At 39.8% G+C, this 24,399-nt stretch carries 14 protein-coding genes; 11 read left to right on the plus strand and 3 right to left on the minus strand.

The features are described from left to right. The first annotated feature begins 199 nt into the window (after positions 1-199). The 8 genes from ACT29I_RS00955 to ACT29I_RS00990 all read left to right on the plus strand — a co-directional run bounded on the left by ACT29I_RS00955 (position 200) and on the right by ACT29I_RS00990 (position 16,196). Positions 200-1,717: an alpha-L-fucosidase gene (locus ACT29I_RS00955; protein WP_430932639.1), complete on the plus strand. Its 1,518-nt coding sequence runs from the start codon at positions 200-202 to the stop codon at positions 1,715-1,717. A gap of 1,140 nt (positions 1,718-2,857) precedes the next feature. Further along, complete coding sequence (locus ACT29I_RS00960) at positions 2,858-6,010, plus strand: SusC/RagA family TonB-linked outer membrane protein (protein ID WP_430932640.1); 3,153 nt, start codon at positions 2,858-2,860, stop codon at positions 6,008-6,010. Between the two features lie 12 nt (positions 6,011-6,022). After that, positions 6,023-7,960 (plus strand): RagB/SusD family nutrient uptake outer membrane protein, encoded by a 1,938-nt coding sequence (locus tag ACT29I_RS00965; RefSeq protein WP_444792503.1) that lies wholly within the window; start codon positions 6,023-6,025, stop codon positions 7,958-7,960. Between the two features lie 19 nt (positions 7,961-7,979). Further along, a complete protein-coding gene (locus ACT29I_RS00970; RefSeq protein WP_444792504.1) occupies positions 7,980-10,808 on the plus strand; it encodes a SusC/RagA family TonB-linked outer membrane protein in 2,829 nt (942 codons plus the stop codon). A gap of 29 nt (positions 10,809-10,837) precedes the next feature. Further along, complete coding sequence (locus ACT29I_RS00975; RefSeq protein ID WP_444792505.1) at positions 10,838-12,646, plus strand: RagB/SusD family nutrient uptake outer membrane protein; 1,809 nt, start codon at positions 10,838-10,840, stop codon at positions 12,644-12,646. Positions 12,647-12,731: 85 nt separating this feature from the next. Continuing rightward, on the plus strand, positions 12,732-13,637 hold the full coding sequence (locus ACT29I_RS00980; RefSeq protein WP_430932644.1) for a DUF1735 domain-containing protein: 906 nt from the start codon (positions 12,732-12,734) through the stop codon (positions 13,635-13,637). A 69-nt stretch (positions 13,638-13,706) separates the two neighbouring features. Continuing rightward, positions 13,707-15,218, plus strand: coding sequence for a PKD domain-containing protein (locus ACT29I_RS00985; RefSeq protein WP_430932645.1), 1,512 nt, complete (start codon positions 13,707-13,709; stop codon positions 15,216-15,218). A 177-nt stretch (positions 15,219-15,395) separates the two neighbouring features. Next, positions 15,396-16,196, plus strand: coding sequence for an SDR family NAD(P)-dependent oxidoreductase (locus tag ACT29I_RS00990; RefSeq protein WP_444792506.1), 801 nt, complete (start codon positions 15,396-15,398; stop codon positions 16,194-16,196). 124 nt (positions 16,197-16,320) lie between these two features. Here the strand turns inward: ACT29I_RS00990 and ACT29I_RS00995 are convergent, their stop codons facing one another. Continuing rightward, a complete protein-coding gene (locus ACT29I_RS00995) occupies positions 16,321-17,058 on the minus strand; it encodes a DUF4197 domain-containing protein (RefSeq protein WP_430932646.1) in 738 nt (245 codons plus the stop codon). A gap of 64 nt (positions 17,059-17,122) precedes the next feature. Further along, on the minus strand, positions 17,123-19,024 hold the full coding sequence (locus ACT29I_RS01000; protein ID WP_444792507.1) for a YgiQ family radical SAM protein: 1,902 nt from the start codon (positions 19,022-19,024) through the stop codon (positions 17,123-17,125). Positions 19,025-19,205: 181 nt separating this feature from the next. Here ACT29I_RS01000 and ACT29I_RS01005 point away from each other — a divergent pair, with 181 nt between their 5' ends. The 3 genes from ACT29I_RS01005 (at position 19,206) to ACT29I_RS01015 (ending at position 23,256) form a co-directional block, all read left to right on the plus strand. Continuing rightward, positions 19,206-20,312 (plus strand): DNA polymerase III subunit gamma/tau, encoded by a 1,107-nt coding sequence (locus ACT29I_RS01005; protein WP_430932648.1) that lies wholly within the window; start codon positions 19,206-19,208, stop codon positions 20,310-20,312. A 146-nt stretch (positions 20,313-20,458) separates the two neighbouring features. Next, positions 20,459-20,950 carry a hypothetical protein gene (locus ACT29I_RS01010; protein WP_430932650.1) on the plus strand — a complete coding sequence of 164 codons (492 nt, stop codon included), beginning with the start codon at positions 20,459-20,461 and terminating at the stop codon, positions 20,948-20,950. Positions 20,951-21,030: 80 nt separating this feature from the next. Further along, complete coding sequence (locus ACT29I_RS01015) at positions 21,031-23,256, plus strand: NADP-dependent isocitrate dehydrogenase (RefSeq protein ID WP_430932652.1); 2,226 nt, start codon at positions 21,031-21,033, stop codon at positions 23,254-23,256. A gap of 205 nt (positions 23,257-23,461) precedes the next feature. On the opposite strand, the gene ACT29I_RS01020 is transcribed toward ACT29I_RS01015, so the two are convergent. Continuing rightward, positions 23,462-24,289, minus strand: a complete 828-nt coding sequence (locus ACT29I_RS01020) for an aminotransferase class IV (protein WP_430932653.1) — start codon at positions 24,287-24,289, stop codon at positions 23,462-23,464. Positions 24,290-24,399 lie beyond the last annotated feature (110 nt).

Genomic DNA, 24,399 nt, shown 5'->3' on the forward strand with positions numbered 1-24,399 from the left:
GAGGGGTCATTCTAAATCCCCCTCTTGTTGCCAACAATATCTCCCCTGCCAGGTAAATACAACATTATCACCCCTTTTCACAAAGGTTTCTGTTTGCTAAAAAATGTAATGGATGTTTAATTTTGTTTTACACTTTTTACACGCTTTTAATTGAATGCAAACCATTCTTTACGAATTGTTAAACGATAACAGGAATCATATGAAGAAAAGTATATTTATTGTTGCGTTATTTGGGCTGTTGGTGGTAGCCTGTCAGACCAAAGACGTAAACAAAACGGTAAATAATACTCCGTTTGAAGCTAATTGGGAGTCGCTAAAGACGTACCAGACCCCTTCCTGGTTCCAGGATGCGAAACTGGGTATTTTTATTCATTGGGGCCCCTATAGTGTGCCTGCATTTGCTTCGGAGTGGTATCCCCGATGGATGTATATGGATTCGGTACAATGGAACCCGGATGGAGAAGTAACCCATGAAGCGCCTTCGTGGGTATATAAGCACCATGTCAAAACCTTTGGTAACCCGGGAGAATTTGGGTATAAGGATTTTATCCCTATGTTTAAGGCTGAAAAATTCAGTGCGACAGAATGGGTTGGTTTATTTAAAAAAGCTGGCGCCAAATATGTAGTGCCTGTAGCCGAACACCATGATGGATTCGCCATGTACAAATCAAATTTTACAAGGTGGAATGCGGTTGATATGGGTCCTAAGAGAGATATATTGGGCGAGCTTTCAAAGGCTAGCAAGGAACAGGGGTTGTATTTTGGAGCTTCTTCTCATTTTGCCTTCAACTGGAACTACTATAACCACAAGGAAGGCTTTGATACTGCCGATCCTCAGTATGCCGATTTATATTCGCGCAATCATGCGCATTATGCTCCTGCGGACAAAGAGTTTTTGGAGCTGTGGTGGAATCGTACCAAGGATATTATTGATAATTATCAACCCGACATTCTTTGGTTCGACTTTGTGCTGGATCATGAAGAGTTTGACCCTTATCACCCACAATTAGCACAATACTATTATAACAAAGGCATTGAATGGGGCAAAGATGTTGTTTTACAAACCAAAAACTTTGGTCGCAGAACTTTTCCGGAAGGGACTAATGTTTGGGACATTGAGCGTGGTAAATCTGCCGATATCCTTAAGTTCCCCTGGCAAACAGATACTTCTATTGGAAAAAACAGCTGGTGTTATGTAACTAATTGGGAATCGAAAGATGCCAATACTTTATTAGATGATCTGATTGACATTGTAAGTAAAAACGGTAATATGTTGTTGAATGTGGGCCCTAAGGCAGATGGAACAATTCCGGAAGATCAGGTTGCTATTTTGTTGGAGATGGGCGAATGGTTAGAGGTGAATGGAGAAGCAATTTATAATACCCGTCCTTGGAATGTTTTTGGTGAAGGACCAACGGAGGTAAAAACAGGTCACCATACCGAAGGTAAAAACCCGGATTTAACGTCTGCAGATTTCCGCTTTACACAAAAAGATGGAAAGGTATATGTTATTGCGATGGATGTAGCCGAAGATGGAAATTACCTGGTTAAATCTTTTGCCAAAGAAAATAAAGTGTTTAATGGAACCATTAAAAGCGTAAAACCGTTAAGTGCCGAAGGCTGTGACTGGAGTGTGGATGAGAATGGATTAAGTATTACTTTAAAAGGAGAAAGTAAATCAGATTATGCCTGTGCTTTTGAAGTAGAAGTGCAGTAGTAAGAGATATTATTTAGATTATATTAGGGAGGCCGATAAGTGGTCTCCCTTTTTTTTAAATATTGGGTAGCTTCTAACGATTTTTGGTTAATGTTTTTTTAACCCGGATTATGTATTGGAGGTTCGTCATGAGCATTGCAAGTACAATAAAACAAGGCAGTACTGAAACGAGGCATCACTTGTCCCGATTATTTTCGGGAGCATCGTTCTGGTAAGTTGAAAGTGATGCAACGAAGTGTCTTCTTTTAAAGTAATTTCAATGTGTAATAGAATTTCTAATGCATATTGCGGGTTTAAGTGCTGGAATGTTTGTTTTTTGAGAGGGATGTGATGGTTTGGTAATCAGTATATATAAGGCGCTATATAAATAAGTCTTTTAACCTTGATTCTTTGTCAGCCCTGCCGGTGCCCAAAGGTATGTCACAGAAAGGTAAAATCTTACGAACTATTATTCTAAAATATGCAATTTTATAAAAGGTCTATTTTTATCAATACCTTAACAATCCATAATATTGTATAGCTTAAAGTTAAATGGAAAATAAATGATTGTGAATGCCTTTGGGATTCGTAAACCGGCGTGTTAAAAAATAATAATTGCTTAGAGTGGAGAGTAGGGATTGTGTATTGCTTTTCACGCTGTACAATGACTAAACATTTGGCCTTTGTATGAAATAATGTATGTCATGAATTCTGTTTGTATTTATTGAGGTTGTTTTTTGTAAGTTTCATAAAACGAGGGGGTAAGAGTAGGTTGATTGTGTAGGTGTAAAAAAATCCCCCCCTTTGCTTCGGTCAAAATATCCACCTTCAACAAAAAACCCCCTTTATTGCACTTATTTTATATGATTGCGTTAACAGATGTTAATATAGATTTGTAATTATAAAAAAGTGTTTAAAATATCTTAATAAAAAGCGTGTTCATGTTTAATGGAAATCACAAAAAAATGAAAGGTTCTTTCAAACGAATGCTGGATCCCTGCAAAAGTTCGGGGACAAATAGCATACGAGCATTTGCTCTTAAATCAACAAGTGCAGTGCACTATTATCATTTAGAAGTAATGTAATCATTAGTTGGTTTTAATGTGCTTACACAGTAAAAGAGAATTCTGAAGTGAGTCATTGAAATAAAACAATTTTACTATGAAAAAAACTTTAAAAGTAAAAATGAAAGGTGTCACAAGAAGCTTACTAATGCTTCTGTTTCTGTTTACCTTGCCCAATGCTTTCGCACAGGATGTGACAGTTAAGGGTAAAGTAATGGATGATACCGGAGAAGTAATCCCTGGGGTGAACATCGTTGTAAAAGGAGATAATTCCAGAGGTACCATTACCGATTTTGACGGTAATTATTCCATAACCATAAGTTCGGATGCGGTTTTGGTATACCGATTTATCGGATATCAAACTCAGGAAATTGCGGTTGCCGGTAAGTCGGTAATCAATGTGACCTTGAAAGCGGAAACTGAAATGATCGACGACGTAGTGGTGGTGGGTTATGGTCAGCAGAAAAAGAAGTCGGTAGTAGGCTCTATTACACAAACAAAAGGAGATGAGCTTTTAAAAGCAGGTAGTGTTACTACTGTATCTGAGGCTTTAACAGGCCTACTTCCTGGTGTATCTACTATGCAGGCAGCCGGTCAGCCGGGCTCTACTGCGGCCACCATTCTAATCCGTGGTCAATCTACGTGGACTGATAATACACCTTTGTTCTTAGTGGATGGTGTGGAACGTGATTTTAACAACTTAGACCCTAACGAAATTGAGTCTATCTCGGTGTTAAAAGATGCTTCTGCTACAGCCGTTTACGGGGTGAAAGCTGCAAACGGTGTTATCCTGGTGACCACAAAAAGTGGTTCTATAGGTAAGCCGAAAATTCAGTTCTCTGCCAACGTGGGTATTAAAGATCCAACCATCGATACCGATTACGTATCTGATTTTGCAACTAACCTGGATTATCATAACCTGGCTAAGATGAATGATCATAATTATGATTTATGGCCGGAGTTTTATATTGATAGATGGAGAGACCCCGCCTATGCAGACAATCCTTACTACCAGTATACTTCGTTTATTAATGAACTTTTTGGGACAGGATACACACAACAGTATAACTTAAATATTACGGGAGGTAACGACTTTGTAAAGTACTTTACTTCTTTCGGTTATAACTATGATGGTGATATTTTTGATTTAGAAGAACAACCTGAATTCGACCCTCGTACCTATCAAAAACGTTTTAACTGGCGTACCAACTTAGATTTTACTCTTACAAAAACAACTAAGTTCAATGTAAAACTTTCCGGTGATATGACCAACTGGAACGGTAACTACAATACGCAAGGGACTAATTCTGGTGTTGCAGGCAGCGGTGGACAAATGATGCAACGTATTTATGCAGCCTCGTTATTATATGCACCCCCGGTTTTTGAAGATGGTAGGTTAGGGATGGATCAAAACAACTCCATAAACGTAAACTACCAGGGAATGATGGAGCGTGAAGGAGGTTTCTCTACTAAGAAAAACCGTTTATATTCCGATTTTATCTTACAGCAGGATATTGGTAAACACTTTACTGCAGCAGGTAAATTCTCATACAACTACAGTAGAACGTACGAGTCGAGCATTGAGAAATTATGGCAGAATGCACCAATTTATTACTGGATTCCTTCTTCGGATGGTTATTCTCCGGACGTGGATGAAAATGGTAATATCATTATCTTACAAGATACGGACAGATTAGACGACTGGGAAAACCCGGCAAGTTTATCTAACGAAACAATCGATGGATATAGCACTAACCTTCATTATGAATTTTCTTTAAACTATGACCAGTCGTTTGGTAACCATGCAGTAAGTGCTTTAGCGTTATTCCAACGCGTTAAGCAAAAAAGCGGTGCTAACTTCTCTCACTACGAAGAGAGTTGGGTAGGCCGCGCCACTTACGGATTTGCGGATAAGTATTTATTTGAAGCAAACGGCGCTTATAATGGTAACGAGAACTTTGCTCCGGGAAAACGTTTTGGCTTTTTTCCATCTATGGCTGTTGGCTGGGTGCTTTCCGAAGAAAACTTTATCAAGGACAATCTGCCATTTATCGACTTTATTAAGCTTAGATATTCGTATGGTGAGGTAGGATCTGATAAAGGTTTAGGTAATTTACGATTTGCTTACTTTAGTTCATATGATGACGATCAAATCAGAATGGAGTATGGTTATGTACCGAATATTACCGGTAGTAATAACTCTACTGGTTTATACATGTATTCTGAGGGTCAGCCTGCAGTACCTGATATTAGCTGGGAAACTGCCATTAAGCAAAACTTAGGTGTTGAATTCAACGTGTTACGTAACAGGTTAAAAACTACGGTTGATTTATTCCAGGAGAATCGTAAAGATATCTTGATGCAACGCCGCACTATTCCTAACTGGTATGGTAATACTTTTCCATATGCAAATATGGGTGAAACGAAAAACCATGGTATCGATATTGAATTAGTATGGAACGATAAAATTGGAGATAACTTTTCATACTGGACAAAAGCTAACTTATCGTTAAGTGAAAACAGAATTGTTAATCGAGATGATCCATTGCCAAGTGCTGAATATGTAAAGCAAGCGGGTAAGCCAATAGGCTGGAACAGTGGACTACAGTCTTTAGGCATCATGCAAAACTGGGACGAAGTGTATGCGTACTCACCTACTTCGTTAAGGTCGGAATTCGTACCAGGAGATTTAACCATGAATGACTATAACGCAGATGGTGTTATTGATGGTAATGATGAAGTGGCTATTGGTAATCCTTCCTATGCGTCTAACTCGTATGCATTCTCATTCGGAGCACAATATAAAAACTTAAGTTTAACAGTTATGTTGAATGGTATGTTTGGCTTATCCAAAGCTATATCAAATAACTACTTATATGCTTATGATACCAATACTAGTACCGGCTTTATGTTGAAAAACAACGAGCAAAAAGATTCATGGACTCCATGGAATACGGATACTGACATACCCATTATGCATACTGTTGAAACAGATTACTATAAAACCACAAGTACTTATAGTCTAAGGAATAGTTCTTTCCTGCGTATTCGAAACGTGGAATTAAAGTATAAATTAGGCAAAGCATTATTAGATAGAACAGGATTTTTTGATAGTGTTGAGTTTTACGTGAATGGAAATAACCTGTACACATGGCAAACATTACCAAGTGCATTCGATCCTGAAGCACAAAAACTCGAGGTATATCCTATTACAAAGAGATATAATTTTGGTTGTAGATTCTCATTCTAAAATTAGATGAACATGAAAAAAAATAATAGATTATTAATTGTATTATTCGCTACTGTGCTTGGTCTGGTTTCCTGTGAGGATTACCTGGATAAGAGTCCTGAGTTAGGGATTACAGCAGATGAAGTATACTCAGAATATTACACTTATAAAGGAGCGGTAGATAGAGGAAACTGGTTGGTGATGAACTATGTTTGTTCTTCAACAAACTGGGGCGCTTTTGTAGGTGCGATGTCCGATGAACAACAGGCGGTTAAAAATTCCATGCCTGTTTACAAGTCCATTAATCAAGGTGTTTGGCAGGATTCTAGATGGAGAGATTTCGGGATGAGCTTTAGATCAGAAACCGATTATGGCGCAGATCCATACTATAACGAACCAGCGGGTAAGTCTTTAAAGGCTATACGTGCCATGGGGTTGGCAATTGAAAATATCGATAATCTGGTGGATTACCCAGCAGAGATTGGTTATACACAAGATGAATTAAAAGGACAGTTATTAGGACAGGCGTATGCATTGAGAGCCTGGCACCAGTTTGAGGTAATTCGTCGTTATGGTCCTATTTTATTAGTAGATACTGCTGGAGGAGGAAGATCTTCCTTTTCAACAGAATATAGCTTCGACCAGATTCGACCATCTTTCCAGCGTTGTGCCGATTTAATTGCAGCCGACTGTGATGATGCTTACCAAAATTTACCAAACCGATGGACTACATCAACAGATATAGGTAGATTAACCAAGACGTCTGCTTTGGCTATTAAGGCGATGACATATTTGTATGCGGCCAGTCCTTTAATGAATACGCAAAATGGAGCTTATCCATACGGCCAGGATTCATATAATCAGGAGTATGCCCAAAAAGGCATTGATGCCATGCTGGCTGCTTTAAAGCAAGTAGCCAATGGTGGTACTCGCTATAAGCTTTATGATGAAGCGCATTATATGGAAAACTGGATGTCGCAAGGTTACGAAAATGGCGGTGCTATAACCAATGAAGCTTTGTTACAACCTGTGCCAACCAATTCTAACAATTGGAGTTTGCCGATGAACCGTGGAGGTTCAGGTACCGGATGGTTTTTGCCACAGCACGATGGTGGTTGGGCCGTATTTAACGTACCAACACAAAATGCAGTGGATAAGTTTGAAACGATCAACGGTTACCCGGTCTCTAACTTTTCATCTGATGACCCTTCTTTTGATCCTGGAAATCCGTATGATAACAGGGATCCTCGATTAAGAAAGTTTATTTTCTGTCCAGGTGATGATATGTATATTTCTGACCCTAGTGGAGCTGCCAGAACAAACGAAGCATGGTTCAATGATATTGACCCGGGCAATGACGATGGGGCTGGTTATCACTTTAAATATTACAGAGGTAAAAACCTTGTATATACAGGTTATTTTGCAGCCGGTAAATGGAGAAAGTTGGGTTATAACAAATTTGACAACCAATATTCTCAAAACTATTATCGTTCATTCCCCCTAATTCGTTTAGCTGATATGTATTTGGGTTTAGCTGAATTGGCCAATGAAGTTTATGGCCCAACGGCAACAATACCCGGAGCAGGCTTTACTGACGAAACGACAGGAATTGTGGTAAATACGGCTGAGGATGCGTTAAATGTAATCCGTACAAGAGTAGGTATGTCTGAAATTAGAGATGAATATCTTAATGAGTCAGACTTTAGAGACAGAGTACGCAATGAATGGGCAGTTGAGTTCTACGGTGAGTTCCGTCGTTGGAAAGATATGCGTCGTTGGAGAATCGCTAAAGATGTTTTCGCACAGGGAATCTACGGTGCGGAGGTGACTAATAATAACGATGGTACATTTAATTATGTGAATAAAAAACTAAATGTACCTCGGGTTTTTGAAGACAAACACTACTGGTATCCTTTGCATAGCGATTATGTGAATATGTTTGCTACGTTTAAACAAAATCCTGGTTGGTAATATTAAATACGAATAAATTATGAAACAATATATTGTGACACTATCATTGGCCTTGCTCTGTATGCTTTGTGTGGATACAGTTAAAGCACAGGAAGTAAATGATAGTATAAAACAAGAACTTATTGAGCTGCCATACGGGAAAGTTTCAAAAGACCGACTTGTAGGATCAATTGACGTAATTACGAAAGAGGATTTAATGCAATCGGGTTATCCAACATTATCCAATGCATTAGCCTGGAAAGTACCCGGTTATCTTCAAGGTCGGGTTAGAGGATATTCTCGTGGAGGTACTGATGATCAACCATTGGTAATTATAGATGGCCTTTCTAACCGCTTTTTAAGTTCGGTGATGGTTGATGAAGTAGAGTCTGTGCATATCCTTAAGGATGTTACTGCTAAAATGTTATACGGTAGTAAAGCTGCCAATGGTGTTATTGTGGTTAAAACCAAAAGAGGAAAAAATGCAAAGAGAAAGTTTACTGTAACGGGTGATTATGGTTTAAGAATGGCCAACGAGTACCCGGAGTACGTAGGTGCCGCTGATTATATGAAGTATAATAACCAGGCGCGTATGAACGATGGTTTAGATCCGCTGTACCTGCAGGAAGATATTGACATGGCAGGTTCTAGTTATAAATATCCGGATGTAGATTTTTATGATATGTTTCTGGAAGATCAAACCAGCTTTCAAAAAGTAAATACGCAGTTAATTGGAGGTGATGATAAAACCAAGTATTTCTTTAATATGGGTTACTTTGGAGAAAGTGGCTTAGAAGCAGTTGGTGATAAAAGTAGAACAGATGCTTTTAATTTAAGAAGTAACCTGGATTATAAAGTGAATAATGTAATTACTGTTAATTTAGATATCGCAGGTCGCTTTTATAACGTGGAAGGAAACAGGTTAAGTGATAGCAACTTTTTTAGTGCTCTTTCAGGCACAAAACCAAACGATTATCCCATCTTTATTAGCGATCAACCGCATGCGGATTCTTTAGGAACATCTGCCGGACAAGGCGGTAGTAACCTTTACGGGGATATGGTTTATGCAGGTTATAAAAGAGATGCAACTTCTTTTGCGCAAACTAATATTGGAATGGACTTTGATTTCGATAAATATGTCAAAGGTTTACAAGCAAGAGTCTTTGCTACTTTCGATGTTAACAATTATATTTCAGAAGGTAAAAAGTTGGAATATCGCACACTTAAGCCTGATGTAACTGCACTAGGACAAGATACTTTAATTGTAAATGGTATTTCAAACCCTAAAGGTAACGAACAACGGTTAGCTGACTCATATTATCGAAATATGGGTGGAGGAGCTTACATCAATTACGACAGAACTTTTGGAAACCATGCTATTTTAGCTGATGCAAGTTATATGTTGGAAACGTTACATACAAAAACTAACGTTGCCGATATGTCTACAGTTCAGGATGATAAAACGATGAACTTTGGCTTAAGGGTGAATTATGCTTTTCAAAACAAGTATATTGCGGAGTACTCTGGTTCTTACATGGGTTCAAGAAAATTCCATAAAGATAACCGTTGGAAATTGTTCAACTCGTTTGGTGTTTCTTACATTGTTTCGGAAGAGGATTTTATGGATAATGTTGATTTTATCGACTACTTAAAAGTAAAAGCTTCGTACGGTAAAATGGGCTACGATAAGTCGTTTGATTATTTATTATACAACAATTATTACAAATATTGGGCAGGCAGTTATACTATTGGTGTTACAAACTCTGACCAATTAGTGGGCACAGAATATATTCAGGCAGGTAATACCGGTTTAACTTATGAAGAATCTGAAGAACTTAATATCGGATTAACCATGCGCATGTTAAACAATAGATTAGAGCTTGGCGCGGAGTATTTTGAGGAAGAGCGTACAGGAATGCCAACAGAAATGAAATATGCATTCCCTCAAACATCCGGAGAACCAACTATTTACGATAATTACAATGCGATCGAAAATAAAGGTTTTGAAGTAACAGCTCAGTTTACGGATAAAGTTGGAGACTTTACATATTCATTAGGAGGTTACCTAACTTCTTATGAGTCTAAATGGACTCAGTATGATGAGTTAAACCAGTTCTCTTTCCAAAACGAACAAGGGACTGAAACAGACGCCATTTGGGGTTATGTTGCGGACGGATTTTATACGACAGCTGATGATGTGGCTACTTATGGTGCAGACGGATCTACACCTCTAACTTCAAGTTTAGGTTCTTCATTAATACCTGGAGATATCAAGTTTAAAGATATGTCGGATACGCAAAGTGAATATACCTATAACGATAACGTAATTAACAGCTACGATAGAGTAATTATCGGTAATTCGCGACCACGTTATATTTATGGTATCAATATTAACCTAAAATACAAAGATGTAAGCCTTTATGCTTTAGGTCAGGGTGTTGGTGGATTTGATAGAACTTTAACATGGCCTACCTACTTTACTAACAAAGGAAATGTAAAGTACTCTGAGTATGTTTATGATGCTGCTGTTCCAACATTTGATGGAGAAGGAAATGCTGTAGGGTTAGTAGATAACAACTTTACCAAACCTCGTTTATCAACTGAAGGAAATGCGCATAGTTATAATACCAATACTTATTTGATGCAAAAAGGTTATTACTTTAAGTTAAGAACTGTTGAATTAGCTTATAAGTTACCCAAAACAGTTTCGTCTGCCATTTTTGCCGATCAATTAAATGTATTCGTTAGAGGTGATAACTTATTTACCATCTCAGATTTAGACGACAGAGATCCTGATAACGTAAATGCTGGTATTACCGGTAACCCTACGTTCAAAACAGTTTCTGGTGGTGTAAAACTTGTTTTTTAATGAAATCGTCTAATTAAAAAGAATTGAAAATGAAAAATATTAATAACTACATACTGCTTTTTACATTGCTAGTGGCATTTGTAGGTTGTGATGATTTCTTTGAAGAGGATTTCAATAACAACTTAACGGAAGAAACAGTATTTAACTATCAGTTAAATCCGGAGTATGTTGCTGGTTTGTACGTTCCTGCCTATGGTGCTATACCCAATAGCTATACTACATTGAATGGTAACTTCCTGGATTGTGCAACGGACAATGCAGTTACTAACAATTATGATGCTACGCCCTGGAAGATGCGCACCATTAGTGAGTATATAACATCAAGTAATTACCCTATTAGTATTTGGGGAAGAAACTATAGATATATTAAGGATATCTATAAGTTTTTGTCTGTGGGATTAAATGATGATATCGTTTACAGAACGTCAGGTGAAGAAAGAGCCGACCAAGTAAAAGAAAGAATGGGCGGTGAGGCTCACTTCCTGTTGGCTTTAAATTACTTCCAATTATTAAGAGACTTTGCCGGTCCTGTGAATGGTCAAATTATGGGTGTACCTATTGTTAACAAAGATATAACTGCTGCTGAGGCACGTAATATTTCAAGATCTTCGTATGAAGATTGTGTTGACTTTATTGTAGCTCACATTGATACGGCTTTAAGCTCAGGTTTATTGCCGGAGTATTCTAACGATTATGTGGGTAGTCACCCCGGTTTAGAACAAAGTATTTATGGTGATGTGGCTTTAGGTATTCCAACTACAACGGCTTGTAATGCTTTAAAAGCGCGGTTGTATTTATATGCTGCCAGTCCTGCATTTACGGTAGGTAAGTCGGATGCTGAAATAAAAGCCTTATATACTAAAGCTGCTGAAGCTGCCAAGTTAGTAATTGATGAAGTAGGCGGTCTTTCAAGCGAAGACTATAACCCAACTGATATTGATGATTATTATACCAAAGCAGATGGTAACCCTGAATTAATCTTACGCAGAGCAACGCAAACAACGAGTTGGGAGCAGGATAACTATCCTCCATCAATTCACCTATCAGTGCAAGGGCGTACAAACCCATCGCAAAACCTGGTAGATGCATTCCCTATGGCCAACGGTTATCCTATTGCTGACGGAATGTCGGGTTATGATTCAGACAACCCATACGCAGGTAGAGATCCTCGTTTTTATATGACTGTTATTTATAACAACGCAACCTTTAAAAATGAACGCATCGAAATGTGGCCCGGAGGTAACAATACCATTGAAGGTAATGATCAGATTGCGGATGACTCCCGTATATCCCGTACTAACTATTACCTAAGAAAGCATATTACTCAGATTCCGAACTTTGCGGCGCAATCAACTACTAAACCATGGCACTATACCGCTACGTTCAGAGCTGTTGAGGCATACCTTACTTTTGCCGAAGCGGCCAATGGCGCAGGAGGACCAGATGCTGCTATCGGCGGCCTTACTGCCAGAGAAGCTTTAAGAGCAGTGAGATACCGTGCCAATGTTCCGGCAAATGCTGACGCATCTGTTGCAAGTGATCCTTATTTGGCTGGATTATCTGATTTGTCAGGTGTTATAAAAAACGAAAGACGTATCGAACTTTGTTTCGAAGGACATCGTTATTATGATATCAGAAGATGGAATGATGATTTAAATGTTAAAGTTAAAAAAGCAACGATTACTACTAGTAATTTTGGCGTTACCTCAGAGTATGACTTTAACCGGGATGCTTATCCAACTCAGGTTGATTTTCCGGAATATATGAGATACGGGGCAATTCCAAGAAACGAAATTCTTACTTGTCCTAACTTGAAACAGAATGATGGTTGGAAATAATTGAAAAATAAATATATTAATGCTTGCCCTGTGTCAGCAGGGTAAGCATTAATAGAGACTTTTGAAAATTTAAAATATTATACGAATGAAAAAGTTAATCTTATTATCGTTATTTCTTGCAGCCATTATGACTGCTTGCTACGACGAATATAAAACAGATTATGTTTATACAGGTGCTTACTTTTCATACCAGCATCCTGCTCGTACCGTAATTATGGAAGATGATCAGGAAAACTTTGAGATTAAAGTAGGCGCTGTATACGGGGGTAGATATTCATACGGAGGAGTTACTGAAACAGTAAATTTCACTATCGATGAGTCTTTAATTACAGATAACACAGAGTATACCGACAAAGGTATTCAGGTAATGCCTTCGTCATGGTACACTTTATCCAGCGAATCTGAAATTAATCTGGTAAACGAAAACGTGGGTTATGTAACTGTAACCATCGATAGAGAGGCTTTGGTTTCAAACCCGGAGGCGTCTCAGAATACCTATGCTATTCCTTTTAAAATGACAGAAGCTACAACAGATTCTATCCTGGAAGGAAAAGATTATTCCATTGTAGTCGTCAAATTTAAAAACCAATGGGATGGCCGTTATTATATTAAAGGGTCGGATAAAACGCTGGATGCTACTGGTACGGAAATATCAGAAATGGTTTACAGTAATGATGCACTAGTTTTAAATAGTTATGTGTATTTAAATACCACCGCCAGAGATGTTGTAACCGTTGCCCGAATTGGTGCCCAGGAAGATGGAAACAAGTATACGTATCAAATGCAGGTTCGTGAATCTGACGGTACGGGTATAATCACTGCTGCCGATGGTTCTGATATAACCCTGGTAGCTGGAGGTTCTAACTACGACTATGCTAACAATCGATTTATTTGTAAATACAATTATACAATGGATGGCGTTGAGCACAGTGTAACGGATACTTTGATATATTCCAATACGGAAATTGTTCTAGAAGATTGGATGGATTAATTAAAATGTTAACATGCGGTAAATAGACTTTGTGGATTTTACCGCTTGTTAAATCTTAAATTTAATTGTATGAAAAAGATATTATATTTTTTATCCTTAATGCTTATTATCCTTAGTGTTACTTCATGTGATGAAGAGGACTACAAGGGTTTGGATATCTCAAAGGATGACCGAGAGGTAGATGTCAAAGAGCTCATGGGCAACCTAAGTGGGCATATTGTAATTAAAAATGCACAGGGTGATGATGTTACTGATGTTGATATGGGGCAGACCTTTTATTTAATTGACAATACCGAAGGAGGGGTTGATAACAGAACCTGGACTATTACGCAAGCCGGGGAGACTATGTCTTCCGACGAGCAGTTATTCAGAGTTAATTTGTCAAAGCCTGGTGAAGCATCTATCAGTTTAACTTCTACCAGATCTTCTGATGGTGAAGAAGTAACATCTACTGTTTCTTTGCCAATTAATAAGATCCCTGTTTCGGCTGATTATATAGCAAGCCCTGTTAATGAAGCTGGTGTTGTTAATCAGTTCATGGGTTATCCTGTCGTATTTACCACAACGGTTGAAGGTTCTCCAACGCTGTTTGATTGGCAATTTGTAGGGCCTGAAACATTAACTTCTGATCAGTTGAATCCAACGATGATTTTCACTAAAGCAGGTGTATATGATGTTACACTTACAGCTGGACGTGATGATGGAGCCGAAGGTATCACAGAAGATATTGTGGAAAAAGTTGGGTTTATAGTCGTTGAACAACTTAATGTTAAGCCTATCAGGGCAGTTGCAACGGATAATAAAATAGAGATACAGTATAACCACCCAATAGCCCAAACATTACCAAGTGAAGCTATCAATGAATTCTCATTAACAATTAATACTAATAGCGGAGCGGTTCTTACACCGGAATTAATTAGGCTAACTGTTACAGGAGAAAAAACCTTAGAAATTACATTCGCAGACCAAATGTATAGTGATGACGAAGTTCTGTTATCATTTACTTCGGCAGGGTCATTAAAGGATGCGACTGGACTGGTTGTACCGTTAGATTTAGCGAATGAACCATGTGTATACGGACATAATCTTCTGTTAAATACAGATATGGAGGATCAGTCAGTATGGATGTACAATACTAATAATGAAGGAACCGCAGAGTTTGTTAATGAATCTTCAGTAGCAAACCCGATTAAACCTTATCAAGGAAGTTGGTGTAGAGCCATTGTAAAAGGTCCCGGAAACTGCAGTTTTGCCGTTATTCAAGGATTAGAAGTAGCAGAAGGAGATGTCATTGAGATTGCTTATGAAGCGCAGAGAGCCGGTAATATTGGTGGAGCTTTAGAAAGAAGAGTAAGTACATGGTTAGGCGGTGGATCCAATGATGCCGGAGGTAACTGGAGTTCAGCTAACCAAGGTGGAGTTGGATCATGGGAAACTGTGAGGAAAACGATCAATGTAAGTGCGGATACAAAAGGTAAAACTGGAGTATTATATTTTAACTTCTTGCGTTATAATGGAGGTGAAACGCAAGCGCTTTGGATTGATAACTATCGCGTTTATGTTCCTAATCCACGTCCTTAATTAAATTTTCTGATTAATATGGTTTATCTAGGCTGCTCCCGTGGGAGTGGCCTTTTTTTCTTAGTTTTAATTCTCGGTTTGCAAAGATGCAAAACAGGAATTAGTATTATCTTTCCGGGGTTAACATCAGGGTAATTTGAAAAGTATTATTATTGCAGCATCAATAATCTAATCATCATGAATATACTTATCACAGGCGCCACATCAGGTATTGGAAAGTCCATTGCCACTTATTTAGCAACCAAAGGACATCATATAATGGGTTGCGGCCGAAGAGTAGATGATGAGTTGAATAAGGAGGGTATAAGTTGGCTCAAAATGGATGTGACCAGTCAACAGTCGGTTGATCATGCGATACATAAAGCCATATCACATTTTGATCAGATTGATGTTTTAATCCAATGTGCAGGACGTGGAGCACTGGGGCCGGTAGAAACCTACAAACCTGAGGAGATAGATGAAGTTCTTCAATTAAATGTGTATGGGATTCAACGGGTGAACAGGGCAGTTTTACCTATTATGCGTCCTAAGAGGAGAGGTCGTATTATCATGGTCAGTTCGCTGGCAGCAGAAGCAGGCTTGCCATATAACGGTGTATATTCGGCGAGCAAAGCCATGCTCGATATCCTAACGGAGTCGTTATGTATGGAGATCAAACAATTTGGCATAGACGCTTGTGTTATTCAACCAGGAGATTTTAAAACCGAGGTTTCTTCGGGTAGAAAAATACCGGGGGATGTGAAAAACTCACCATATAAGGAACAATTCGAACATATTGATGCAACGGTAACAGCGAATGTGGCTCATGCACCCGATCCTATGAAAGTGGCATATAAAGTAGAGAAATTGCTTAAAAAGAAATACCTAAAACCAAAATATAGGGTAGCAGCTCCCATTGAGTTAATGATGCCGAAGTTGAAAAGTATTTTGCCCGCCAGATGGTTTCAGAGGATATTAATGAAATTCTATAACTTATAAATAAATCACGGGTGAGTTTGTACAACATATGAATATTCGCCACAAGAATAAACAAACCGAAAGCTCTTCGCTCAAAGCGCCCCCCTGGTTATAGTCTCTTATCTCAAAAATCTCTAATCTGTCATCACCCAAACACCCGCTTTAAAATATCAGTTACCCTGGCAATAGGATCAGTTCGTATTTTCTTTTCTTCTTCGGCCAGTTTAAGGAATAAACCGTCCAAAGCCTTTTGGGTAAGGTAGCCTTCCAATTCCACCTCTACAGGTTTTAAATCGGCCATCTGACCTACAAAAGATCCGGCCACTTTATTGTAGTTTGATGTCATCGTCGACCAGGTATCGCCAGCCGAATAACCTGCAATTAAATCCTTGTCTACGGAGTTCTTAATTTTAGGGCTGTATAAATTGAACAATTCCTGGTAGGTCTTTGATTTAAAATATTCGGTAGCAGCGTTGTCGGAACCTTTCAGGATATTCATGGCATCGGTGAAAGTCATCTCGGTAATCGCCTTATAAAAAACAGGACCGGCTTCTTTGGCGGCATCTTCGGCAGCCCTGTTTATACCCAGCACCACATCGTCAATCAGTTTTTGTCCGCCGGGTATTTTATGGGCATTATTTACAATAATGTCGGCTTCCGCCGGCAATAATATTTTCACCATTTCATCGCCAAAATAGCCATCTTTAAGGGCTAAGCGGTGAGCTGCGGAGTCGGTTCCTACACGCAGGGCTTCTTTAAGGCCGGATGCCACTTCGGTTTCAGACAAAGGCACATCCATTTCTATCGTATTTACCACTTGCATTAGTTCAGCACAGCCCGATAGGAATATGGTCAATAGTGAGGCCAGGAAAAATTTCTTCATATTGTTAAGTATTTGCTTCTATTTTATTAATTCAGTGGTTTTACTGGGTTTATAATTAATAAAATTAGTTGTTTCGGCCACGCCGACGTCTGTTTGATGAATTAACAGAATTTTTCTTCGAGAAATATACTTCTTTTTTTTCTTTGGTAAAAAGCTTGTTGATCAGTTCTTGCTGATTTTGTTGTTTTAACAAACTCTCAATTTTCTTTTTGTATTCGGGTTTGTACCAAAACAGAAAAATTCTTTGATTTTGTTTGTCGTTTTTCGATTTGGCTGTAAAAGTTTTTTCCAGGGTGTATGGGTGTATGCCTGCATAAAATATAACTGTTGCCACCGTCATTGGGGTAGGGGTAAAGTCCTGTACCTGCTCCAACCTAAAGTCAAGGTTTTTGGTTTCAACAGCCAGGTTGGCCATGTCTTCAACTTGGCTACCCGGATGACTGGAGATAAAATAAGGAATGATTTGCTGGTTCAGGTTGGCGGCTTTGTTAATACGGTCGAAATCCGCCTTAAACTTATGAAACAGTTTAAAACTAGGTTTTCGCATTTGTTTTAAAACAGCATCAGAAGTGTGTTCCGGCGCTACTTTTAGCCTTCCCGACACATGGTTTGTGATTAGGTCTTCCATATATTCCTTATGGCTCTCCTGTTCTTTGGTTGTGGCCATTTTATTATAGAGCATATCATACCTGACACCACTGCCCACAAACGCCTTTTTAATATCGTGCATTTTGTTCACCTTCTTATAAATTTGGGTCATCGCAGAATGATCGGTATTCAGGTTGGTACAAATATTAGGGTGAATACACGAAGGACGGGCACAGCGCTCACAAATCTTTAAGTCTTTGCCTTCCATTTTGTACATGTTCGCACTTGGGCCACCTAAGTCGGATATGTAACCTTTAAAATCAGGCATCTCGGTAATGGCCCTGACTTCCTTTAGAATTGATTTTTCGGAACGCGAGGCAATAAATTTTCCCTGATGGGCGGATATGGTGCAAAAACTGCAGCCCCCGAAACAACCGCGGTGCATATTTACCGAAAACTTGATCATCTCAAAGGCCGGTATCATGCCCTTTTTGTTGTATTTGGGATGAGGTAATCTCGTGTAAGGTAAATCGAACGAAGCATCCAGCTCTTTGCTCGACATAGGCGGGAACGGGGGATTAATAACAATCTGGGTGTTGCCCACAGGTTGAATGAGCCTGGCGGCCTGCCATCGGTTCGATTCTTCCTCCACATGCCTGAAGTTCTTGGCGTATTTTACCTTGTCTTTAAGGCATTCCTCATGTGATGCCAGTTCCAGGTCCTGCCAGTTTTTGTTTTTGGGCAGCACATCCCCATGATGCATAAAAGCCGTTTGGGGAATTGTGGTGAGCGACCCAAAAGGAACTCCTTTTTGCATTAACCGAAGGATTTCTTTCAAAGGTTTTTCCCCCATGCCATATACCAATAAGTCGGCCTTGGTAGAATCCAGGATGCCCGGCATCAGCTGGTCGCTCCAATAATCGTAATGGGTTACCCTGCGGAGCGAGGCTTCTATGCCTCCAATTAAGACAGGGACATCGGGATATAGTTTTTTTAATATCTGCGTGTACATATTGGTCGCATAATCCGGGCGGAACCCGGCTTTTCCTCCCGGCGTATAGGCATCATCCGATCTTAAACGTTTATTGGCAGTATAGTGGTTGACCATGGAATCCATGCTGCCGGAAGTAACCCCGAAAAATAACCGTGGGATACCCAGTTTCTTAAAATCGCGCAGGTCATCGCGCCAGTTGGGCTGAGGTACTATAGCTACCTTTAATCCTTCCGCTTCTATGATTCTGCCCACAACGGCGGCTCCAAACGCTGGGTGATCGATATACGCATCACCACTGAACAAAATCACATCCAACTCGTCCCATCCTCTTTCCTTCACCTCCTTGGCAGTGGTAGGAAGCCAATCGCTTATTTTATATTGCACGCTCAATTTTTTATGCAAAGATAATCATTATTAAAGAATAACGGACGTGGGGGTATGAAATTGTCCCGGTAAGGTTAATTGAAATTCGCTGCCATCGCATGGCCTGTTGATAAATGAATCCCCAAAAATCGTGTTCATTCCATGTTAAATTTTATCTTTGCCCTGAGCAAAAATGTTATTCATGGATTATATTGTTTCAGCGCGAAAATATCGCCCATCTACCTTTGTTTCTGTAGTGGGACAGCAGAATATCACAACTACATTAAAAAATGCCATCAAGGGCAGTCAATTGGCTCACGCCTATCTTTTTTGCGGACCGCGAGGCGTTGGCAAGACAACTTGCGCCCGTATCTTTGCCAAAACAATAAACTGTTCAAATATTACCGACGATTTTGAGGCCTGTAACGAGTGTGAATCGTGTAAGTCGTTCAACGAGAGTCGCTCCTATAATATCCATGAACTCGATGGCGCTTCCAACAACTCGGTGGAGGATATTCGAAGTTTGATTGACAAGGTTCGTGTTCCCCCTCAAATAGGCATCTACAGCGTGTACATTATCGATGAGGTGCATATGTTGTCGCAGGCTGCTTTTAATGCCTTTTTAAAAACATTGGAAGAGCCGCCAAAACATGCCATCTTTATCCTGGCTACCACCGAGAAACACAAAATACTGCCTACCATTTTGTCCCGTTGTCAGATTTATGACTTTAACAGGATTAGTATTGAGGATGCAGTAGGTCATTTAAAATATGTGGCAGGAAGCGAAAGTATCGAAGTAGAGGAGGAGGGGTTAAGCGTGATAGCGCAAAAAGCTGACGGGGCTATGCGGGATGCACTTTCTATCTTCGACCAGATTGTGGCCTTCTCCGGAAAAAGCATTACCTATCAACAAATAATCGACAACCTGAACGTGTTGGATTACGATTTTTATTTTAGGTTGGTGGACGCTTTCCTGGCAGAAGACACTACGCAAACACTATTGATTTTCGACGAGATTTTGCGAAGAGGTTTCGATGCGCATCATTTTATCTCGGGATTGAGTTCCCATCTTCGCGACTTGTTGGTATGTAAGGATAGTGCCACCATTCAGTTGATGGATGTGGGAGCTAAGGTGAAAGAGAAATATGGTGCTCAGGCGCAAAAAAGCTCCATCGACTTTTTAATGGATGCTTTAAATATTACCAATGATTGCGATTTGCAATACAGGGTCGCCAAAAACAAGCGGCTGCATGTGGAGTTTGCCTTGCTGAAGGTAGCTCGCGTGCTGGACCAGCAAAGAAAAAAGTAGCTAAAAAGGCGAAGCAACAAAACGGTTCCGGTGGGAGTGATAAAAATGTAAGTTCAACCGGTGCTTCGTCACCAGGTCCAATCAGATCTGGAAAACCCGTTGCAAAAAACAACCCAGTAAAACATGGCGGTGGGCAAAAGAGCCCATTGAAAAAATCAATTTCGTTAAAAGCGGCCTTACACGGAGAAGGTGATCTTTTAGGGGATAGCCAGTCGGATTACAACAAGGCGAAGTCGCAGGAAGAGGAGATCAGGATTGATCCAAGCTGGAACGATCCCGTAGATCAGGATCGGGTGAAATTGGCTTGGTTAAAATATGCCAAAAAAATTGAGGCTAAAAATCCTCGCTTGGCTAGTATATTAAACAACCATAGGCCAAAGCTGCATTCAGGCACAGTATTAAAAGTTAAGCTTAAAAACCAGACGCAGGATAACGAACTGAAAGAGCAGAAAACGAATATATTCCTATTCTTAAAGAGCGAATTAAAAAATGCCAATCTGGAGCTGGAAACCCAGTTAGTGGTTGGTGAGCAAAAAAATACAAAAGCATTTACAGCCGCAGAGAAAGCTAAGTTGATGGCCAAAAAGAACCCGGCATTGTTGACGCTGACTAAAAAATTCGATTTAGACGTGGAGTAACCTGTTGGGCAATTGTAATTTAAGTGAAGTATTTAAATATAGTTGATATAATTTGGGACTTGCCCCATAAACCTTTTGATATGACAAAAACATCAAAAATTATTTACACCAAAACCGACGAAGCACCTGCATTGGCAACCTATTCTTTATTGCCGATCATAAAAACATTTACAGATGCTGCAGGAGTGGAAGTTGAATTAACGGATATTTCTTTGGCCGGACGAATTATAGCAAACTTCCCCGAAAAGCTTACGGAGGCGCAAAAGCAGCCGGATACCTTAACGCAATTGGGAGAATTGGCAAAAAAACCGGAAGCGAATATTATTAAGTTACCCAATATAAGTGCTTCCATTCCGCAGTTAAATACGGCCATCAAAGAATTACAGGAACATAATTACGATATACCTGATTTTCCGGTGGAACCCAAATCGGATGCAGAAAAAGAAATCAAAGCCAGATATGCCAAAGTATTGGGAAGTGCCGTAAATCCGGTACTACGCGAAGGTAACTCCGACCGCAGGGTAGCGGGAGCCGTAAAGCAATACGCTAAAAACAATCCGCATTCAATGGGTGCCTGGAGTTCAGATTCCAAATCGCACGTTGCCCATATGACCGAAGGGGATTTTTATTCTTCGGAGAAATCATATGTAGCACCTAAAGCTGGGGCCGTTAAAATAGAATGGATTGCTAAGTCTGGCGAAGCAACTGTTTTAAAAGAAAAAACAGAATTGCTTGAAAGTGAGGTGATCGATGGTTCCGTGATGAGTAAAAAAGCCTTACGTGCTTTTTATGCGAAAGAAATTGAGGCTGCCAGGAATGAGGATGTACTATTGTCGTTACACCTGAAGGCCACCATGATGAAGGTATCCGACCCGGTTATGTTCGGGCATGCTGTTACTGTATATTATAAAGATGTATTCGAAAAATATGCAGATCTTTTTAATGAATTAGGTGTAGATGCCAGCAATGGACTGGGGGATGTTTACGCTAAAATAACAACCCTTCCAGCGGATAAAAAAGCAGAAGTAGAAACCGCGATTCAAGAAGTATACAAAAGCCGGCCGGAATTGGCGATGGTAAATTCCGATAAGGGAATAACCAACCTGCATGTTCCCAGCGATATTATTATTGATGCTTCAATGCCTGCAGCAATACGTACTTCAGGTCAGATGTGGGGGCCGGATGGTAACTTAAAGGACACCAAGGCGATGATTCCGGATCGTTGTTATGCTGGTATCTATCAGGAAGTTTTTGCCTTTTGCAAAGAAAACGGAGCCTTTGATGTGACTACGATGGGTAATGTTTCCAATGTAGGTTTGATGGCTAAAAAAGCCGAGGAGTACGGTTCGCACGATAAAACTTTTATAATCTCAGGGGATGGAACGGTTAAGGTGTCCGATGCTGACGGGAATACGGTTTTTGAACATGACGTGGAAGCAGGAGACATCTGGCGTATGTGCCAAACCAAGGATGTTGCCATCAAGGATTGGGTAAAATTGGCCGTGAACAGAGCCAAAGCAACGGGTAATCCGGCCATTTTTTGGTTGGATGAGCAAAGAGCACACGATGCCAATATTATCGCTAAGGTAAACGACTATTTGCAAGGTCATGATTTGACCGGGTTGGAAGTAAAAATAATGTCTCCCGTTGAGGCCATGAAATATACCTTAAAAAGAGTGAAGGCGGGTGAGGACACTATTTCGGTTACAGGAAACGTTCTTCGTGATTATCTGACCGATTTATTCCCTATTCTGGAGCTGGGAACCAGTGCCAAGATGCTTTCGATAGTTCCGTTGTTAGCCGGGGGCGGTTTATACGAAACGGGAGCCGGCGGTTCTGCGCCAAAGCATGTTCAGCAATTTTTAAGCGAAGGACACCTGCGATGGGATTCTTTGGGAGAGTTCCTGGCTTTGGCGGTTTCGTTGGAAGATATGGGTAACAAAACGGGCAACACGAAAGCTGTTCTTTTGGCAAAAGCGCTGGATCAGGCCAACAGCCAGTTTCTCTTGAACGATAAATCTCCGTCGCGTAAGGTGAATGAACCGGATAACAGGACCAGTCATTTCTACCTGGCACTATATTGGGCAAAAGCCATGGCCGAGCAAACCGAAGACGTGGAGTTACAGCGCAAGTTTGCTAAGATGGTGCTGATGTTAACAGACAATGAAAGTAAAATCACACAGGATCTGATTGATGCGCAAGGTAAAGCCGTAAACATTGGTGGATATTATCAACCCGACGAAGAGCTGGTTTCAAAAGCGATGCGTCCGAGCGAAACTTTTAATAATATCCTGGCAAGAGTTTAACCCGCCATATGCATGGGATATCCTGTTATGCAATTAAACTACTTCAAAACAAGGTGTTTTACTGAGTTGTTTCAACTCTCCAGAACGGGGCTGTGCCTCGTTTCGGCAACTCCTTGTTTTATGGTGTTTAAATAATCGTTACGCACCTCTAATACGGTAATCAGGGTTTAATTAAGATTAGAATCAAGGATAAAAGTGCCGATGCTTATTGCGTGTCGGCACTTATTTTATAGGCCGCTATCTTCTCATTTAGTTTGGTCATCAGGTTCCTCATCATCTTGTGTTTAACATCAATGATATGGCCACCAATACGCTTAATAGGTAATATTCGGGGGGAGGTGCCTGTTATAAATGCGGCATCGATGGATGCAAGTTGAGACTCATGTAGGCATTCAAGTTTCATTTTATAACCTAACTCCTGTATAAGCTCCAATACTTTCATACGCATTATTCCTTCAAGTACGATGTGGGAAGGTGCCGTATAAATAGTGTCTCCAACCATAAAGAAAACGTTAGAACGACTTCCTTCGGTTATGTTTCCGTCGTGGTTTACCAGCAAAGCTTCAAAAACATGTTCCTTTTTAATCTCTGAATTAGCCATTTCCCGAACCTGGGTGTGTCCCTTTTTGATGTTCGGATCCACTCTTTCAGCTTCCAAAAGAATGGTTTGTATTCCATTGGAATACATTTCTGGGGTAGGGTAAATGGAAGGTAGGCTAAAAATATATTTGGAACAAGCCCCCTTTTTATCAATAAGGCACGATATTTTAATATTGGTATTGGCTAATTTGTTCTGTTGGATGATTTGTTTTACAGCATCTTTCAATTCCGTATACTGGAAATGATTCTTAAAACCAAGTTTTATGAAACTGGCCTCCAAACGATGCAGATGATCGTCTAAAAATAAAGGAAGGCCATCCTCAACCCGAAAGACTTCGTATATTTCATCGCCTGCCAATAAGGCTTCTTCGCCAGGAATTTTTCCAATGTAAATAGCACTATTGTCAACGGCCTTGTTGTTTTTAGATGGCATACTTTATTGTATAAATGATGGAGGATAAAAATAAAGCAAAATATTATCTTTTACACGCAACCTTTCACAATTAAATCAATCAAGCAAGTATTGAATATATAAAGGGAAAT

The sequence above is a fragment of the Saccharicrinis sp. GN24d3 genome (genome assembly GCF_052400645.1).
In the GTDB taxonomy this organism is placed as follows: domain Bacteria; phylum Bacteroidota; class Bacteroidia; order Bacteroidales; family Marinilabiliaceae; genus Saccharicrinis.

What these genes read in the sequence shown, in the direction of transcription:
- ACT29I_RS00955 (WP_430932639.1), top strand. Translation starts at nt 200, where the DNA reads ATGAAGAAAAGTATATTTATTGTTGCGTTATTTGGGCTGTTGGTGGTA.
- ACT29I_RS00960 (WP_430932640.1), top strand. Translation starts at nt 2,858, where the DNA reads ATGAAAAAAACTTTAAAAGTAAAAATGAAAGGTGTCACAAGAAGCTTA.
- ACT29I_RS00965 (WP_444792503.1), top strand. Translation starts at nt 6,023, where the DNA reads ATGAAAAAAAATAATAGATTATTAATTGTATTATTCGCTACTGTGCTT.
- ACT29I_RS00970 (WP_444792504.1), top strand. Translation starts at nt 7,980, where the DNA reads ATGAAACAATATATTGTGACACTATCATTGGCCTTGCTCTGTATGCTT.
- ACT29I_RS00975 (WP_444792505.1), top strand. Translation starts at nt 10,838, where the DNA reads ATGAAAAATATTAATAACTACATACTGCTTTTTACATTGCTAGTGGCA.
- ACT29I_RS00980 (WP_430932644.1), top strand. Translation starts at nt 12,732, where the DNA reads ATGAAAAAGTTAATCTTATTATCGTTATTTCTTGCAGCCATTATGACT.
- ACT29I_RS00985 (WP_430932645.1), top strand. Translation starts at nt 13,707, where the DNA reads ATGAAAAAGATATTATATTTTTTATCCTTAATGCTTATTATCCTTAGT.
- ACT29I_RS00990 (WP_444792506.1), top strand. Translation starts at nt 15,396, where the DNA reads ATGAATATACTTATCACAGGCGCCACATCAGGTATTGGAAAGTCCATT.
- ACT29I_RS00995 (WP_430932646.1), bottom strand. Translation starts at nt 17,058, where the DNA reads ATGAAGAAATTTTTCCTGGCCTCACTATTGACCATATTCCTATCGGGC.
- ACT29I_RS01005 (WP_430932648.1), top strand. Translation starts at nt 19,206, where the DNA reads ATGGATTATATTGTTTCAGCGCGAAAATATCGCCCATCTACCTTTGTT.
- ACT29I_RS01015 (WP_430932652.1), top strand. Translation starts at nt 21,031, where the DNA reads ATGACAAAAACATCAAAAATTATTTACACCAAAACCGACGAAGCACCT.
- ACT29I_RS01020 (WP_430932653.1), bottom strand. Translation starts at nt 24,289, where the DNA reads ATGCCATCTAAAAACAACAAGGCCGTTGACAATAGTGCTATTTACATT.